We start from the raw sequence: 15711 nt of genomic DNA, 5'->3' as shown, positions 1-15711 counted from the left end.
TACAACACCGAACGCATCCAACAACGACTCAAGGGCCTGACCCCGATGCAATATCGAAATCAGACCCTTGAAGCCCTAACCGCCTAGAATTAAACCAGTCCAACTTTCGGGGGCCAGTTCAAAGAGCGCGGGGGCTGACTGTTATATGGCTGGCTTAGTTACTGCAGGCCGAACTGATCCCAAGCGGCAGGGGAGAGGTTCTGGTACACGTGCTTGTGCTCTTGGTACTCAGCCAAGCCGGTGGGGCCAAGCTCGCGACCGTTGCCGGACTGCTTGTAGCCGCCCCACTCTGCCTGCGGCAGGTATGGGTGGAAGTCGTTGATCCAGATGGTGCCGTGGCGCAGGGCGCGGGCAACGCGCTCGGCGCGGCCGGCGTCGGAAGTGTAGACGGCGCCAGCCAGGCCGTACTCGGTGTCGTTGGCGATGGCGATGGCCTCCTCTTCGGTGGTGAAGGTCTCGATGGTCACGGTCGGGCCGAAGGCCTCGTCGTGGACGCAATCCATCTCGCGGGTAGCGCCATCAATGATGGTCGGCAGGTAGTAGACGCCGGCGCCCAGGTCGGTGGTGCCGGTGCCGTGCTGGCCGTTGGTGTCCTCGCTGGTGGCAACGCGGCCGCCGGTAAGGATCTTGGCGCCCTGCTCGCGTGCCTTGTCTACGTAAGCGGCGACCTTCTCGCGGTGCTCGGCGGAGATGAGCGGGCCGGTCTCGGCCTTCTCGTCGGTCGGGCCGCCGATCTTGATCTTATTGGCGCGCTCTACCAAGGCGTCGACGAACTTATCGTGCAGGGACTCTTCCACGACGATGCGGGAGCCTGCGGAGCAGACCTGGCCGGAGTGGAAGAAGGCGCCATTGAGGGCGTTGTCCACGGCGACGTCGAAGTCGGCATCGGCGAAGATGACGTTCGGGTTCTTGCCACCGAGCTCGAGCGCGGTGCGCTTGACGGTCTCGGCTGCATTCTTAGCGATGATCTTGCCGGTGACCAAGCCGCCGGTGAAGGAGACCATGTCCACGTCTGGGTGCTGGGACAGCGGGTTGCCGCAGTTAGCGCCAGCGCCGGTGATGAGGTTGCCTACGCCGTCCGGCAGGCCGCATTCCTTGAGGGCGGCCATGAGCAGCATGGCGGTGTGCGGGGTGAGCTCCGCTTGCTTGAGGACGAAGGTATTGCCGGCGGCCAGGGCAGGGCCCACCTTCCAGGAGACCTGCAGCAGCGGGTAGTTCCACGGGGTAATCAGGCCGCAGACGCCAACGGGCTCGGCGTCGATGCGCGAGCGCAGGTTGGGATCCTGCGGGTCGACTACGCGGCCGGCCTGGTGCTGGGCCAGGGTGCCGAAGAACTCGAAGGCGTTGGCGATGTCATCCATATCGCCAAGGGATTCCTCGTAGCGCTTGCCGGTATCGGCGGACTCGGCCTGAGCGAAAAGCTCCTTGTGCTCGCGGATGAAATCGGCCACGCGGATGACGAGCTTGCCGCGCTCGGCGGCTGGGGTATTGGCCCACTCGCCGTTGTCGAAGGTTTCACGTGCAACCTTGATGGCACGCTCGGTGTCCTCGTCGGAGGCCTCGGAAACGAGGCCGACGGTGGAGCCATCGGCCGGGCAGATGATGGTGCGGGTCTCGCCGCTCTGGGCGGCTTCCCACTTACCGTTGATGAAAAGGGACTTCGGGGCGCCGTCGGCATGTACGCCCTTCAGCAGCTCGGTCTGGGTGGGGTCGAACAAAGTGTTCTGGGTGCTCAAGTGAAAAGCAACCTTTCTCTCATAGAGGTAGTTGTAATGGCCAGCTTAGCTATCTTCGCGCCAAGTGCGCTCGGGCTCGGCGCCATCGGAGACATCGGAATCGCCCGGCTGGGTCTGCTGCATGTGCAGGAAGGCCAGGTGACGCTCGTAGAGATCCAACACGTTATTAATGATCTGGTTCTCGGAATAGCCGTAGACGTCATAGCCCAGCGAACCGGTCATATCGTAGACCTCGAGGCGGTAGTATTGGTCTCCTTCGCCCGTGCTGAAGTCGGGGCGCTCGGCCGCAACCGGGAAGAGCTGATAGCGGAACATGCGCTCATTGTGCAGCTTAACTTCGAGGTCGAGCTGGGGAAGTTCGACGTCGGGAAGCTCACTGGTGAGCAAGAGGGCATCGTAGCCGCGGCTGCGCATGTGCGTTGCCACCTGCTGGAGGGCGTAGGTAGCGGTTTCGCGCAGGTAGGTATCCATCTCCTGCTTGGAGGGGAAGGTATTGGCGCGGTCGAGGCGGCTCTTCCAGAGGTCGGCGTTGGCCGGTTCGCGCTCGGTTCGGGAAGAAATCACGCCATGCATAGCGGTGGTGCGGGCCTCGCGCTGGATATTTTCCAGGCGCAGAGACTTCCACAGCGAGAACATGATGAGGTAAACCACGAACGCGAAAGGCAGGCCCATGACGACGGTCGCGGACTGCACGGTGGCAATGCCATCGATCTGCAGCAGGGCCAGGGTCAGTGCACCCACGGTCACGGACCAGAAGATGCGCAGCCAGCGGGAACCGTCCTGGCGGTTATCGGTAATGCGGGAGGTGAAGTTGGACATCACCAACGCGCCGGAGTCGGCCGAGGTGATGTAGAGCAGCAGGCCGATGAACGTGGTCAAGAAAATGACGATGGCAGAGCCCGGGAACTCTTGCAACATATCGTAGAAGCCCTGCTCAGGGACGTTGATCGCATTTTCGGCGAATTCGGGGTAGTCACCGGAGCGGACCATGTCCAAGGCGGTGTTGCCGAAGAAGGACATCCACATCAGGATGAACAGGAACGGGAAGGTGAGGGTGCCGAAGATGAACTGGCGCAGGGTGCGGCCGCGGGAGATGCGGGCCAAGAAGAGACCAACGAAGGTCGCCCAAGCAATCCACCATGCCCAGAAGAAGAGGGTCCAGGACTGCATCCAGGTATCGGCGGCCGCCTGGTCCTCGGCGAAGGCAAAGGTCTCCATGGTCCAAGATGGGAACTTCGAGACATAGTCGCCGATATTGGTCACGATGGCATCGAAGAGGTACGCGGTCTTGCCAAAGACGACGACGTAAACCATCAGCGCGATGGCCAGGTAGACGTTGAGCTCGGAGAGGAAGCGAATGCCCTTATCCACGCCGGATACGGCCGAGAGGGTCGCAATAGTAATGGCGATGATGATGAGCGCGGCCTGCAGACCGAAGCCCTGCTCAAAGCCGAAGATGAGGTGAATGCCGTAGGATAGCTGCACCACGCCGATACCCAGGGAGGCGGTCACACCGAAGACGGTGCCCAGCATGGCGGCGATGTCGACAGCGGAGCCAATAGGGCCGTGCACGCGCTTGCCGATGAGCGGGTAGAGCGCGGAGCGAATAGCCAGCGGCATATTGAGGCGGTAGGCAAAGTAGCCGAAGGCCATGCCCATGAGGGCATAGAGGGCCCAGCCGGTCAGGCCATAGTGGAACATGGCGTAGACCACGGCTTCCTTGGCGGCTTCCATGGTCTCGCCGTCACCCACCGGTGGCTGCATGTACATGGTGACCGGTTCGGCCACGGCGAAGAACATGAGGTCCACGCCGATGCCAGCGGCAAAGAGCATGGACGCCCAAGAGAAGGTATTGAATTTCGGCCGTGAGTGGTCTGGGCCTAAGCGGATATTGCCGGCATTGGAGAAGGCAATATAGAGCACGAAGACCACGGCGATGGTGGCGGTAAGGACATAGAACCAGCCGAGGTTGTGGCCGATCCAGCCGGTGACGCTAGCCAGGGTTTCCGCCGCGGAATCGCGGCCGAGCCCGGCATAGAGCGCCATGGCGATAATGAGGACGCCGGAGATGATAAATACCGGCCAGTTGGTCTTGGGGGCGGGGACCTCGCCCGCGCCTACATCGTCGCCGGTTTCGGCCTTATAGCTGCCGACGAGGGCGCGGACCTGGTAGCGCGGGCTGCGCTTTTTGGTCTCCCCGGACGGGGTTGCGAGAGAGGTGTTTTTACCCCCTTGTTGGGGGTCTTTACTTGAAGTGTGAGACTCCTCAGGATCGTGAGGGTCAAAGTTAGCCATCTACTTCTCCTATTGTTGGTTGGTTTGGGCCGAATCTTTCGCACGGGTGCCCCAAAATGCTCACAAGATCGCAGGGAGAGATAGGTGAGTGAAATGAATCATATTCGGGCGAACTATGCGCAAAGACTTCGGATTTCATCTCCAGAGACATCCATCCGGACAAGGTAAATATACATTAAGATGGGCAAACTTCTAGAGGGATGTGTACTCTGGAGATAGTGCCCGCACATAAGGCGATGTGAATAAATACAGACTTTTGTATAAATTACAATATTTTCACTTCCGGTGGGGCAATCTTGACGTGTGAAATATTTCACAGAAAGAAGGGGATTTATGGGTTTTATGGACAAGCTGACCAAGAAGCGCTCCGCTAAAAAGGTCACCGATGAAGTAAGCGACGTAGTTGTCGTTGGCGGCGGCTCCGCAGGCTCCGTCATCGCCGCACGCCTGACCGAAGACAAGAACACCCGCGTGCTGGTCCTTGAGGCTGGCCGCCCAGATTCCCTGTGGGATCTGTTCATTCACATGCCGTCCGGTTTCTCTTTCCCAATCGGTGCAAAGAACTATGACTGGATGTACGAGTCCGATCCGGAGCCGGAGATGAACGGCCGCCGCGTTTATCATGCCCGCGGCAAGGTTCTCGGCGGATCTTCTTCCATCAACGGCATGATCTACCAGCGCGGTAACCCGATGGACTATGAGAAGTGGGGCCAGAACCCGGGCATGGAGAACTGGGACTTCGCCCACTGCCTGCCGTACTTCAACCGTATGGAAACCGCTGCTGCGGCCGAGCCGAACGATCCGCGCCGTGGCCACGATGGCCCGCTGTACCTCTCCCGCGGTCCGGCTACCTCCGAGCTCTTCCAGGCCCTGTTCAAGTCTGTGCAGGAAGCCGGCTACAACCTGACCAATGACGTCAATGGTTACCGCCAGGAAGGCTTCGCTCCGTTCGACCGCAATATTAAGAACGGCAAGCGCTGGTCCGCTGCCCGTGCCTACCTCTACCCCAATATGGATCGCGAGAACCTCGAGATCCGCACCCGCGCATTTACCACCAAGATCCTCTTCGAGGGCCAGAAGGCCGTCGGCGTCGAGTACGAGTGGCAGGGCGGCGTTCACCGCGTTTATGCCGAAAAGATCGTGCTGTCCGCCGGTGCCATTAACACCCCGCAGCTGCTGGAGATCTCCGGCATTGGTGACCGTGAGATTCTGGAGAAGCACGGAATTGACGTCGTCAAGCACCTGCCAGGTGTGGGTGAGAACCTGCAGGACCACCTCGAGGTCTACATCCAGTATGAGACCACCAAGTCCACCGCGTCCTCCCAGCCTTACCTGGATAAGTGGCGCTGGCCGTTCATGGGCCTGCAGTGGCTGCTGACCCACAAGGGCCCGGTTGCTACCTCCCACTTCGAGGGCGGCGGCTTCGTGCGCTCCAATGAGAATGAGGACTACCCGAACCTCATGTTCCACTTCCTGCCGATGGCCGTGCGTTATGACGGCCAGAAGGCGGACGTCAAGCACGGCTTCCAGTGGCACGTTGGCCCGATGTTCTCCGATACCAAGGGCCACGTTCACATCAAGAGCGCCGATATCCACGACAAGCCGTCCATCCTCTTCAACTACCTGAAGACCGACCAGGACCGCCGCGAGTGGGTTGAGGCCGTACGCGTTGCCCGCTCCCTGCTGGATACCAAGGCTATGGAAGAGGTAGGTGCCCGGGAGTTCAGCCCGGGCCCGGATGTCCAGACCGACGAGGAGATCTTGGAGTGGGTCCGCAACGACGGCGAGACCGCGCTGCACCCATCTTGCACCGCCAAGATGGGCGCGGAGTCCGATCCTATGGCCGTGGTTAACCCAGACACCATGGGTGTATGGGGCGTCGAAGGCCTCTACATTGCGGATGCCTCCGTATTCCCGTCCGTGACCAACGGAAATATTTACGCCCCAACCATGATGGTGGGCGAGAAGGCTGCCGACCTCATCGCCGGCCGTACCCCGCTCGAGCCGAACCACGCTGAGTGGTACAAGGCCAAGCAGGATATGCCGCTCTACGCTGAGGGCGAAGCAGTCCGCGATCATAAGCACTCCATCCAGGGCGCTGACCACTAAGCACCCTCGCGCCGGATGGCTGTAGCGCCGCGTTCCCCGTCCCTGGGAGCGCGGCGCTTTTGCTTGCCGACGTCCCCCTTTCCCACCGCGTACCCCCTCCGCCTGACCAGAACCATGATTTAATCGCCTCGCAAGGAACCAGGTCCACTGTAATGGGGCGCCAGAGTAAAGGAAGGCATTAATGCTCAGCATTATCGCTCTAGTCATTAGTATCGTTTTCGCCGTTGCCGTTATTAAAAGGCTCGATGACATCGATGCGCACTTAAAGGAGCTACTCGCCTCGCGCGAAGATGGCGAAACACCGCGTTAATCGTGCGGGTGGCTAAGGAGATGGTGAACGAATTTCGAATTAACCAACTGCAAAAGGCCCATACCGACCGTGAAATGGAATTTTCCTGCGATGTAGCTTGAAGGGCTATGTCTTCGTAGACCAAAGTGGTTTCCAAGCAGCAGTGCCAGTACTTCGTACGCGGGGTAGCCAACACTGCGGACTTCAAGGAAGTATCATTCCCGGATACCAGCGAAAAGAGTTAGTCATTTGGCTATTAGAAAGCTTCGCTACGTGTGGTTCGACCCGTACGCAATGTTCGTGAGTGTCTAGCCCTTGATGGAGAACCTGGTGTCAGTGTCGCTGGCCGCACCTACGCCGCCGTCATGTCCGCCGACACCCTGTTCATCACCATCCCCACAGGGGTGGGTGTGGACATCCACGTGAAGATTCTGGAGAATTTCGCCGCTCATGTCGCCCCCGCGTTGAGTTGGCAGCTGAACCGTGAAGGACCAGTCATCGGCTATCCCATCGACTAATTCTTGCAGGTGGCAGGACTTTCGCGTGACTGTTAGTTCAGCCCATTTTAAATAGTTCATCGCATACTGTATAATTCAGCGCATGCTGACTATTGCTTCGCGCCTCGACGTCATGAACCGGCTCGGCCGGGCCATGGCTGATCCGACGCGCTCCCGAATCCTGCTAACCCTACTAGACGGTCCGAGCTACCCGGCCGTGCTCGCGCAAAGCTTGGATCTGACCCGCTCGAACGTCTCGAACCACCTATCCTGCCTGCGCGATTGTGGCATTGTCGTAGCTGAGCCGGAGGGCCGCAAGACCCGCTACGAAATCGCCGATCCTCACCTCGCGGCAGCGCTCGAAGCGCTGGTCCACGCGACGCTGGCCGTCGACGAGAATGCCCCCTGTATCGACACTGAGTGCTCGGTGCCCGACTGCGGCGAGAAAGGAACGAACGCATGAGTTCAGCATGTGGATGCGAACACGAAACCGGCACGGAGATTGACGAGCTCGATCGGCCATGGTGGAAGGACCCTGAGCTACTGCTGCCGATCTTCTCCGGCGTAGCCCTCATAACAGGACTGGCGCTGGACTGGTCCGACTTGGAGACGCCCGCGACGGTACTGTATTGGGTTGGCCTGCTGTTGGGCGCTTACACGTTCGCGCCTGGAGCGATCCGGAACCTTGTCACGAAGCGCAAGCTCGGCATTGGCTTGCTAATGACGATCAGCGCGGTCGGCGCGGTGCTCCTCGGATTCGTCGGAGAGGCCGCGGCGCTAGCGTTCCTGTACTCGATCGCCGAGGCACTGGAAGACAAGGCGATGGACCGGGCCCAAGGCGGACTGCGGGCGCTGTTGAAGCTGGTACCGCAGACCGCGACGGTGCTGCGCGACGGCACAGCGGCCGAGGTCGAAGCGAAGGACCTCGAGGTTGGCGAGCTAATGCTCGTGCGCCCCGGGGAGCGGATCGCCACGGACGGCATCATTCGATCCGGGCGCTCCAGCCTTGACACCTCAGCGATCACCGGAGAATCCATTCCGGAGGAGGTTGCGCCCGGCGACGAAGTGCCTGCGGGAGCGATCAACTCCGCCGGGGTGCTGGAGGTCGAGACGACCGCAGCTGGAACGGACAACTCGCTGACCACACTCGTGGACCTGGTCGAGCAAGCGCAGGCGGAAAAGGGCGACCGCGCCCGGATCGCCGACCGGATTGCCCAACCCCTAGTGCCCGGGGTGATGATCCTGGCGGTGCTGGTCGGTGTGATCGGCTCGCTGCTAGGCGACCCTGAGAGGTGGATCACCCGTGCGCTGGTAGTCCTGGTCGCAGCGTCGCCGTGCGCGCTGGCAATCTCCGTGCCGCTGACGGTCGTGGCCGCGATCGGCGCGGCCAGCCAGTTCGGAGTGGTCATCAAGTCCGGGGCGGCGTTCGAGCGACTCGGCGGCATCCGTCACCTGGCAGTGGACAAAACCGGAACCCTTACCCGCAACCAGCCTGAGGTTACCGGAGTGGTCCCGGCAGACGGATTCGATCGGGCGCAGGTGCTTTCCTTCGCGGCGGCAGTTGAGCAGCAATCGACACACCCCCTCGCCGCGGCGATCGCGGCAGCGGGGCCCGAAGCACCCACCGCCTCGGACATCAGCGAGGAAGCTGGGCATGGCATTGGCGGCACCGTCGAAGGCCGACGGGTGCTGGTGGGTAGCCCCCGATGGATCGACGCCGGGCCACTGAAAGCGGACGTTGAGCGCATGGAGTCCGAGGGCCAGACCTGCGTCCTGGTCACCGTCGATGACGCCCTCGCCGGGGCGATCGGGGTCCGTGACGAGTTGCGGCCCGAGGTGCCCGAAGCCGTGCAGGCCCTGCACGCCAACGATGTGGAAGTAAGCATGCTCACCGGCGACAACACTCGCACCGCCCGGGCGCTGGCTGGAATCGCCGGAATCGACGACGTGCGCGCCGAGCTGCGCCCTGAGGACAAGGCAAGCATCGTCGCCGAATTCTCCTCCAAGACGCCGACGGCGATGATCGGCGACGGCATCAACGACGCGCCGGCACTGGCGGGTGCGACGGTGGGCATAGCGATGGGAGCGACCGGCTCTGACGCCGCGATCGAGTCTGCTGACGTCGCCTTCACCGGCCACGACCTCCGGCTAATCCCGAAGGCGCTGCAGCACGCCCGCCGAGGAAGCCGGATCATCAACCAGAACATCGTGCTGTCTCTGGCCATCATCATCGTGTTGATGCCACTGGCGATCAGCGGCGTGCTGGGTCTGGCCGCCGTCGTGTTGGTTCACGAGGTCGCCGAAGTGATCGTGATCTTGAACGGCCTGCGGGCTGCGCAAGCGAAGCGCTGAGGCTGCGACCGGCAAGTCTCATAAGGGTTAAACCACACGCCGAGCGGACACACCTTGGGCCAGGCACGTCATTCGAGTTCACGGTCCGTCTCCGTGGAATCGGGACCGTACTCGGTGACCTGTCCCTTCTCGGTGCGTGTGGGCATGGGGGCTGTGGGCGAGCCACCACCCGGCACGTGCCCCAGCCGGTCAAGGGCCCCGAGCGCTCGGCGTCTCCAGCGCAGATCGTGGAAGGATCGAACTTGCTCAGGGACCAAGCGTCACTGCGAGACTCTTTTTGTCCCGCAACTTGAATAGTTCAGCGGCCTTGATACCGCGGACATCCATTCGGAGTGTCGCCGAGTCTCATCGACACAGCCTGCGACTACCTGGGCAGTGTGTTTGACAAAGGACCCCACCCTCATCAGCATTACCGAGCCCTCGCCATTCCAGTTGCCGTAACCGACTAGATGCAGATTCTTCGGCGCAGTTTTCGCGCAGTTTATTCGCCCCGATATGTCGCCCACGTGGACCGTTGCGGTGGCGGTAATCCTCGTGGCGATGTCCGTGACGCGGTTTTCTACTTTTGCGCTCATTGTGCGCGCGGCATCGCGCTGGATTGCGCATCATTTCGCGACCATCGATATCGTTTCTGGTCTTATCTTTGCGGTGCTGGGATTCATTATGGTCGTGGAGGGCGCTTTCGAGCTCTTCGGTTAGTACAGGTAGTGGATTTCTATAAAAGAGCTGATATAGGAGCTACCTACATCACAGAACTTACCTGTTTCGCTGCAGGTGAGAGGGTTCTTATAGTGGCATGTGTTAATCCAATCGTATGCGAGTATGGAGGTGTTAGGTGGCTATTAGCGCCCTGGTGACCTTAATGGGCGTGTGGTTCGCGGCGATGGCCTCGCCGGGCCCAGACGTAGTGCAAATCATTCGCTTAGGTGCGCGCTCTACGCGCGCAGCCGTCTGGGCGGCGCTTGGTAGTACCACCGGCCTTACCATTTGGACCGTGGCCTCCTTGGCGGGGCTATCCGCGCTGATTTCTGCGCACCCTGGCATCCTCGTGGCGCTGCAGGTTCTCGGTGGCTGTTACCTGCTGTGGATGGCCTATACCGCCATTACCGGTGGCATTAAGGAGCGCCGCGCACCCGCAACCGTAGTGGGCACCGAAACCCGCGTCCCGCAGCCGCGCGGGTTTACGCCGGACGGCATTATCAAGGCGGCCACCGCCTATCGCATGGGATTCATCTGCGATCTCTCGAACCCCAAGGTGGTCATTTTCTTCGGCGCTATCTTTGCCAATTTCATCGACCCCGGCATGGGCATTGGCGCCAATCTCATGGTGGGTGCCGTATTGATTCTGGAAAGCCTCGTGCTCTTTGTAGGCGTGGCTTTAAGTACCCGCGCGGTCTCGAAGTGGATGGCCAAGAATTCCGCCTGGGTGGATATTGTCAGCGGCGTGGTCTTCCTGCTGCTGGGCATCATCATCCTTTTTGAAGGAGTGCGTGGCCTTATAGCCATGTAATCTGGGTCCATGATTTTTACCACTACTAATACCGTTGATGGTTATGAGATTACGGACTATATCCGCATTATCGCCGGGGAGACCGTCATCGGTATTAATATGCTGAAGGATTTCGGGGCATCCCTCCGCAATATCACCGGTGGGCGTTCCGCTGGATACGAAAGCGAGGCCATCAAAGCGCGCGAGGCGGCACTCGATGAGCTGTGGCGCCGCGGGCAGGAACTCGGGGCGGATGGCGTGGTGGGCATCGCCTTTGATTATTCGCCCATGGGCACCTCGAATGACATGTTGATGGTCACGGCGACCGGCACGGCGGTGAAGCTGCGCGCCCGTGATTAAGGTAGGCAAGAAAGCACTGGCCCTATGTGCTGGGTTATGCGCGGCGGCTGGGCTCATGGCAGGGTGCGGGGAAGAACCGCCGCGGCCGGGCAGCGTGCCGAATGAATCGCAAGGCGCGGCCGATGGCTATATCACCACGCTGCCGGACCAAGGCACAACGGCCAATGGCCAGTACCAGATCATTAACCTGCAAAATCATCGCAGTTTTGTGGTGCACGTGCCGTTTAATGCGGATAAGCACCACCGCCTGCCCGTGGTCGTGGCGATGCACGGCTATGAGATGGACGCCGGCAATATGTTCAAAGGCACCGACCTCTCCCAGGGCGATGCCATCACGGTCTTCGTCCAAGGCGCGGGCAAGGCATGGGCGCCGGCACCGTATGCGGTAACCAGCTTGGACGATGACCTCAAATACGTCGATGACACGATCGATTTCGTTCGCCGCCACTATCCCGCCTCTGATACCACCTATGGCGTGGGCTTTTCCAATGGTGGCGGATTCGTCCGCGCGGTGACCTGCAAGCGGCCGGGACTGTTTAATGCGGTGGCGACGGTCTCGGCGGCCAAGTATGACCGCGTGGAAAAGGACTGCACCAGCGAACCCACCGATTACCTGGATATTCACGGCACCGAGGACGTGCTCATGAAATACGGTGGCGGGCACCAGCACGGCGCGCACTACCGCTCGGTGAAGCAATCGCTACGCGGAATCGCGAGGGAGAATGGGTGCAATCCGTTTCCAAAGCGGCGTCGGAAAGAAGCGGTGGAGCACTTCACCTGGCGGGTATGTGATGCACGCACCGAGCAGTACACCATCCACGGTGGCACGCACACGTGGAACGGCGGGGCTACGGACCATTCCGGTTTGGTGAAAGCGGAGTGGACCACCGATACGGTGCTGGACTTCTTCCATATCGCCCACCCGTAGCGATAGCCGCGCGCGGGCTGGGTAAGCTGGGCGGCATGCTAGACATTCCTATCAACGGCGACTCCATCAAATTGGGCCAGTTCATCAAGCTGGCCAGCTTGGTGGCTACCGGCGGCGAGGCCAAAGAGCTCATCGCAGAAGGCGTAGTTACGGTCAATGGCGAGCCCGAGACGCGCCGGGGCGCCATGCTCCACCCAGGCGATGAGGTATGCATCGAGGATGCCTGCGCGCGCGTGGGCGAGCCGGACGATGACGATGATTACTTTGATGAAGCCACGGCCGACGATGACTTTGATCCGGAAAAGTGGAGGAATATGTAGATGCCAGCATTCGAAGCTGAAGTGGGCATGCCCTACTGGATCGACCTGACCACCTCGGACCCGCGCAAGTCCGCGCACTTTTATGAGCAGGTGCTGGGCTGGGAGGTTTCCGCCGAGTCCGCGGAGGAAAAGCCGTATCAGATGGCGCGCCTGCAGGGCCTGCCCATCGCCGGGCTTATCCCGCAACCGGAAGAGGCCCCCATGCCGGATACGTGGGTGACCTACTTCCTTTCCAAGGACATCGCGGGCGATTGCCAGCGCGCCGAGAGCCTGGGTGGGCGCATCCTAGTGGAGCCGCAGCAGGTGCAGCTAGGACACATGGCTTTGCTTGCCGACGCCGCCGGCGGCATGTTCGGCCTCATCCAACCCGCCGGCCCAGAACACTTTGTCGCTGCCGGCGAGCCCGGCACCCCGGTATGGCACGAGCTCACCGCAACCTCGGGCTTCCAGAGCGCGATGGATTTTTATGGCGAGCTATTCAACTGGGAAATCCGCGCCATGCAGTCCGAGGATGAGAACTTCATTTACGCCACTGCAGAAGAAGACGGCGCGCCGTTTGCCGGCCTGTGGAACGCCGAGGGGCAGTTCCCGCCGCAGGTGCCAAGCTTCTGGCAGACCTATTTGGGCGTGCGCGATATCGACGCCGCTGCGAAAAAGGTCGTGGAATTAGGCGGCGAGGTCATCCGCGAACCGTGGGATTCGCCCTTTGGCCGCATGTGCCTTTTGGCCGATTCCACCGGTGCAACCATAACCCTCACCGAGGTCGAAGACGCCCCCGAAGAAGAGCCCACCGAGTCGGATGACGTGCTGGGACTCGACCCGCAATAATTGCGATGAGTGAGTCGCCTCTGGTCAAGCGCGTATTAGCAGTCGTTGCCGTAATCCCACCCGGCAACGTCACCTCTTATGGCGAGGTGGCCAAGGTGGCTGGCTGCGGTGCGCGCAACGTCGGCACCGTGTTAAAGCGCCACGGTGCCGGTGCCACTACCGCTTGGTGGCGCGTTGTCCGCGCCGATGGCGCCTCCCACGATCCCGCCCGCGCCGCGGAGTTCTGGGATCGCGAGGCCATCGCGCACGCCAACGGCCGCGTTAAAATGCACGAGCACGGAATCGACGCCCGCGAATTACAGGAGTTGATGGAGTGAGGGCCTGGGTCATTCTCTTTCTCGCGATTGGCAGCGAAGTCGTGGGAACCGTCGCGCTGAAATACGCAGTGGATCATTTCTGGATCTACGGCGTGGCCGCTTTTTGCTTCATCCTTGCTTTTGTGCTCCTGCACCGCGTGATGCAAGAAGGCGTCAACGTGGGCGTGGCCTACGGTCTCTGGGCATCTGGTGGAGTCATTTCCACCGCGTTGCTTTCCGCCGCGCTATTTGGCGAGCCGCTCGGCGCAGTAAAACTCGCCGGCATCGCGCTCATTATGGGCGGCGTCTTCTGCGTAGAAATGGGCGCTAAGCCGGACAAGGACCACGACCGCACCGTGGAGGTGGCGCCGCAATGATCTGGTTCCTCCTTTTCCTCGCCACCGCCATTGAGGTCACCGGCACGCTGTGCCTGCGCATGTCCGCGGTAACCGGCCGCCGCTTCTGGGTGGCGCTCGTTGCCCTGTGCTATGTCTCTGCATACGGCTTCTTGGCGCTCGTGCTCAAGGCCGGCATGGATCTGGGCGTGGCCTACGGCATCTGGGCTGCCACTGGCGTTGCGCTTACCGCCATTGCCTCCTACCTCCTATTCAAGGAGCCATTTACCTGGCTGAAATCCCTCGGCGTGGTGCTCATTGTCGGGGGAGTGCTGCTCGTAGAAGCCGGGGCATAGCATTGACAAAACAATCACGTTTCGTCTCTCACGGAGCATGAAAAGGGCGAAACGTGCTTGTTTTGTATGAAGGCGGCGAGCTCTAGCGGATGTAGGCGAGGGCGTCGTCGGCAGTGCTGTGGCTATAGCTTTCATCGGACCTGGCGAGCTTATTGCCGCGCAGCACCAGCCATATGCTCAGCGGGTAGAGGATAAGCGCTACCGTGACGGCCTGGATGATGGCTGCCACCTCGGAATCGTGCAGATAGTTCCAGCAAAAGTGCAAGAGGAAAGCGGCGGCGAGGCAGCCGAGGAAGACGCCGATGCGCCACCACAGCGGTTTGCCGGCGGCATAGAGCGCCCAGCCGATGCCCCAGCCGGCCAGCGCGGTGAGCAAGACGTGTAGGCCAGGGCCGGCGATAAGCCGCAGTCCCCACATCTCAAATAGGCCCTGAATATCGCTATTGGGGTGCATGGTGGCACCCATGGCGCCGTAGAGGATGTTTTCGCAGGCCTCGAAGCCTAGGCCCACCACTGCGCCCACCGTCCAGCCATGCCAGGGGCGGTTGAGCTGGCGGAAGGACATGAGCACGAAGATAACGCCGGTGGCCTTGGAGATTTCCTCTGGGTAGGCGCCGCTCCAGGACATCATGGCATCGACCCAGCCGGTGCCGATAGCGAGCTGCATGATAGGACCGGAGCTGATAAGCGCTAGGGCTACGGCCACCCCGCCGCCCCAAAGGAAAGCCAGTAGGGCCCACAGGCGCGCCGGGCGTGCCCACATGGGGCTGCGTTGCAGCAGGTAGATGACCAACGCTACGAGCACGGCGGCGATAAGCAGGCTGAGCAGGCCCATCAGGGGAGAGATTAAGAATGTGCTCAGCGTCTGGACCAAGAACGCGATGAGTCCAATGCCGGAGAGGATCCACAGCGTGGTGCGAAAGAGCTTGGACATCTAGTACATCAACTCCCCGGAGAAGTCAGCGAATTCTGCATCAGCATCGGCGGGTAATTCCTCTTGGCCGAAGGCATGCCAGATGCGCGAGGTGGTGGCTCGGGCTTGATCGCCCTTTCCGGTCACGGTGACCACCCAATCTTTGTTTTCGTCTTCGCCGGTGCCGTCGAGGGAGAGGGCGGCGGTGGAGGAGGGGGCGTCGGCAAGCAGGAGTGCTCCATTCGTGCCGTCGAAGGTAGGGGCGTCGGCCGGCAGGGAAGTCATGGCGAGGGCGCGGACCATGCGGCGCAAGGTGGTGGCATCGTCCTTGGCATCCTCGGTGAGGGTGGCCTGTACGCTGACATCGCCGCAGATCCAGCCGATGCTGGCGAGGGATTCATAATCTCGCTCGCAGTAGAGATCGGGAACGTCAATCTCCCAGTCCTGGCTGGGCTCGGTCAGGGTGACCTGCTCGACGTCTGCGGAGGAATCCGCCAGCGCCGCCTGCACAATTGTGGGCAGAGCGAGAACCACCGCCACGAACGCAATAACGGCGAGGAAAAGGCGCCGCGGATGCGCTGGAGGAAAGCGATAAAATTCCATAGCCC

At 61.1% G+C, this 15711-nt stretch carries 19 protein-coding genes; 15 read left to right on the top strand and 4 right to left on the bottom strand.

Features of this window, described 5'->3' with window-relative positions:
* A partial coding sequence (locus MHY22_RS09845; protein ID WP_239230518.1) for an IS3 family transposase occupies window positions 1–87 on the top strand: 87 nt, incomplete at its 5' end.
* 71 nt (window positions 88–158) lie between these two features.
* On the opposite strand, the gene MHY22_RS09840 is transcribed toward MHY22_RS09845, so the two are convergent.
* Both MHY22_RS09840 and betT read right to left on the bottom strand, forming a co-directional pair.
* Window positions 159–1736, bottom strand: coding sequence for an aldehyde dehydrogenase family protein (locus MHY22_RS09840; RefSeq protein ID WP_239279110.1), 1578 nt, complete (start codon window positions 1734–1736; stop codon window positions 159–161).
* Window positions 1737–1781: 45 nt separating this feature from the next.
* Window positions 1782–4031 carry a choline BCCT transporter BetT gene (gene betT / locus MHY22_RS09835; RefSeq protein WP_239279109.1) on the bottom strand — a complete coding sequence of 750 codons (2250 nt, stop codon included), beginning with the start codon at window positions 4029–4031 and terminating at the stop codon, window positions 1782–1784.
* 333 nt (window positions 4032–4364) lie between these two features.
* On the opposite strand from betT, the gene betA reads away from it, so the two are divergent.
* From betA to MHY22_RS09765, 14 genes are all read left to right on the top strand, one after another.
* Complete coding sequence (gene betA, locus MHY22_RS09830; protein WP_198492330.1) at window positions 4365–6140, top strand: choline dehydrogenase; 1776 nt, start codon at window positions 4365–4367, stop codon at window positions 6138–6140.
* A 181-nt stretch (window positions 6141–6321) separates the two neighbouring features.
* Window positions 6322–6450, top strand: a complete 129-nt coding sequence (locus MHY22_RS09825; RefSeq protein ID WP_049358964.1) for a hypothetical protein — start codon at window positions 6322–6324, stop codon at window positions 6448–6450.
* Between the two features lie 254 nt (window positions 6451–6704).
* Entirely contained in the window at window positions 6705–6947 is a 243-nt protein-coding gene (locus MHY22_RS09820) for a hypothetical protein (RefSeq protein ID WP_370658851.1), read from the top strand.
* An 82-nt stretch (window positions 6948–7029) separates the two neighbouring features.
* Window positions 7030–7389, top strand: coding sequence for a helix-turn-helix transcriptional regulator (locus tag MHY22_RS09815; RefSeq protein ID WP_049377085.1), 360 nt, complete (start codon window positions 7030–7032; stop codon window positions 7387–7389).
* Window positions 7386–9278, top strand: a complete 1893-nt coding sequence (locus MHY22_RS09810) for a cation-translocating P-type ATPase (RefSeq protein ID WP_239279108.1) — start codon at window positions 7386–7388, stop codon at window positions 9276–9278. The genes MHY22_RS09815 and MHY22_RS09810 overlap by 4 nt, the downstream gene beginning before the upstream one ends.
* A gap of 495 nt (window positions 9279–9773) precedes the next feature.
* Window positions 9774–9977, top strand: a complete 204-nt coding sequence (locus tag MHY22_RS09805; protein ID WP_239279107.1) for a hypothetical protein — start codon at window positions 9774–9776, stop codon at window positions 9975–9977.
* A gap of 136 nt (window positions 9978–10113) precedes the next feature.
* Window positions 10114–10788: a LysE family translocator gene (locus MHY22_RS09800; RefSeq protein ID WP_239279106.1), complete on the top strand. Its 675-nt coding sequence runs from the start codon at window positions 10114–10116 to the stop codon at window positions 10786–10788.
* A 9-nt stretch (window positions 10789–10797) separates the two neighbouring features.
* Window positions 10798–11127: a YbjQ family protein gene (locus MHY22_RS09795; RefSeq protein WP_005323228.1), complete on the top strand. Its 330-nt coding sequence runs from the start codon at window positions 10798–10800 to the stop codon at window positions 11125–11127.
* A complete protein-coding gene (locus tag MHY22_RS09790) occupies window positions 11120–12055 on the top strand; it encodes an esterase (RefSeq protein ID WP_239279105.1) in 936 nt (311 codons plus the stop codon). The genes MHY22_RS09795 and MHY22_RS09790 overlap by 8 nt, the downstream gene beginning before the upstream one ends.
* A 35-nt stretch (window positions 12056–12090) precedes the next feature.
* Window positions 12091–12375 (top strand): RNA-binding S4 domain-containing protein, encoded by a 285-nt coding sequence (locus MHY22_RS09785; RefSeq protein ID WP_005323225.1) that lies wholly within the window; start codon window positions 12091–12093, stop codon window positions 12373–12375.
* Window positions 12376–13203, top strand: coding sequence for a VOC family protein (locus tag MHY22_RS09780; RefSeq protein ID WP_239279104.1), 828 nt, complete (start codon window positions 12376–12378; stop codon window positions 13201–13203). It begins immediately after the preceding gene.
* Window positions 13204–13208: 5 nt separating this feature from the next.
* Window positions 13209–13520: an MGMT family protein gene (locus MHY22_RS09775; RefSeq protein ID WP_239279103.1), complete on the top strand. Its 312-nt coding sequence runs from the start codon at window positions 13209–13211 to the stop codon at window positions 13518–13520.
* On the top strand, window positions 13517–13876 hold the full coding sequence (locus MHY22_RS09770; RefSeq protein ID WP_239279102.1) for a multidrug efflux SMR transporter: 360 nt from the start codon (window positions 13517–13519) through the stop codon (window positions 13874–13876). Before MHY22_RS09775 ends, MHY22_RS09770 begins: the two co-directional genes overlap by 4 nt.
* On the top strand, window positions 13873–14190 hold the full coding sequence (locus MHY22_RS09765) for a multidrug efflux SMR transporter (RefSeq protein ID WP_005323220.1): 318 nt from the start codon (window positions 13873–13875) through the stop codon (window positions 14188–14190). The genes MHY22_RS09770 and MHY22_RS09765 overlap by 4 nt, the downstream gene beginning before the upstream one ends.
* A gap of 82 nt (window positions 14191–14272) precedes the next feature.
* Here MHY22_RS09765 and MHY22_RS09760 read toward each other — a convergent pair whose 3' ends face one another.
* Window positions 14273–15124 (bottom strand): PrsW family intramembrane metalloprotease, encoded by an 852-nt coding sequence (locus MHY22_RS09760; protein ID WP_239279101.1) that lies wholly within the window; start codon window positions 15122–15124, stop codon window positions 14273–14275.
* Complete coding sequence (locus MHY22_RS09755; protein ID WP_198492341.1) at window positions 15125–15706, bottom strand: hypothetical protein; 582 nt, start codon at window positions 15704–15706, stop codon at window positions 15125–15127. It abuts the gene before it with no gap.
* Window positions 15707–15711 lie beyond the last annotated feature (5 nt).

This window comes from Corynebacterium sp. ACRPO, from assembly GCF_022347205.1.
Lineage (GTDB): Bacteria > Actinomycetota > Actinomycetes > Mycobacteriales > Mycobacteriaceae > Corynebacterium.
The sequence above is the reverse complement of the archived record's forward strand: the minus strand, read 5'-3'. Positions and strand labels throughout refer to the sequence as shown.

What these genes read in the sequence shown, in the direction of transcription:
- betT (WP_239279109.1), bottom strand. Translation starts at nt 4,031, where the DNA reads ATGGCTAACTTTGACCCTCACGATCCTGAGGAGTCTCACACTTCAAGT.
- betA (WP_198492330.1), top strand. Translation starts at nt 4,365, where the DNA reads ATGGGTTTTATGGACAAGCTGACCAAGAAGCGCTCCGCTAAAAAGGTC.
- MHY22_RS09825 (WP_049358964.1), top strand. Translation starts at nt 6,322, where the DNA reads ATGCTCAGCATTATCGCTCTAGTCATTAGTATCGTTTTCGCCGTTGCC.
- MHY22_RS09815 (WP_049377085.1), top strand. Translation starts at nt 7,030, where the DNA reads ATGCTGACTATTGCTTCGCGCCTCGACGTCATGAACCGGCTCGGCCGG.
- MHY22_RS09810 (WP_239279108.1), top strand. Translation starts at nt 7,386, where the DNA reads ATGAGTTCAGCATGTGGATGCGAACACGAAACCGGCACGGAGATTGAC.
- MHY22_RS09805 (WP_239279107.1), top strand. Translation starts at nt 9,774, where the DNA reads ATGTCGCCCACGTGGACCGTTGCGGTGGCGGTAATCCTCGTGGCGATG.
- MHY22_RS09795 (WP_005323228.1), top strand. Translation starts at nt 10,798, where the DNA reads ATGATTTTTACCACTACTAATACCGTTGATGGTTATGAGATTACGGAC.
- MHY22_RS09785 (WP_005323225.1), top strand. Translation starts at nt 12,091, where the DNA reads ATGCTAGACATTCCTATCAACGGCGACTCCATCAAATTGGGCCAGTTC.
- MHY22_RS09780 (WP_239279104.1), top strand. Translation starts at nt 12,376, where the DNA reads ATGCCAGCATTCGAAGCTGAAGTGGGCATGCCCTACTGGATCGACCTG.
- MHY22_RS09775 (WP_239279103.1), top strand. Translation starts at nt 13,209, where the DNA reads ATGAGTGAGTCGCCTCTGGTCAAGCGCGTATTAGCAGTCGTTGCCGTA.
- MHY22_RS09765 (WP_005323220.1), top strand. Translation starts at nt 13,873, where the DNA reads ATGATCTGGTTCCTCCTTTTCCTCGCCACCGCCATTGAGGTCACCGGC.
- MHY22_RS09760 (WP_239279101.1), bottom strand. Translation starts at nt 15,124, where the DNA reads ATGTCCAAGCTCTTTCGCACCACGCTGTGGATCCTCTCCGGCATTGGA.
- MHY22_RS09755 (WP_198492341.1), bottom strand. Translation starts at nt 15,706, where the DNA reads ATGGAATTTTATCGCTTTCCTCCAGCGCATCCGCGGCGCCTTTTCCTC.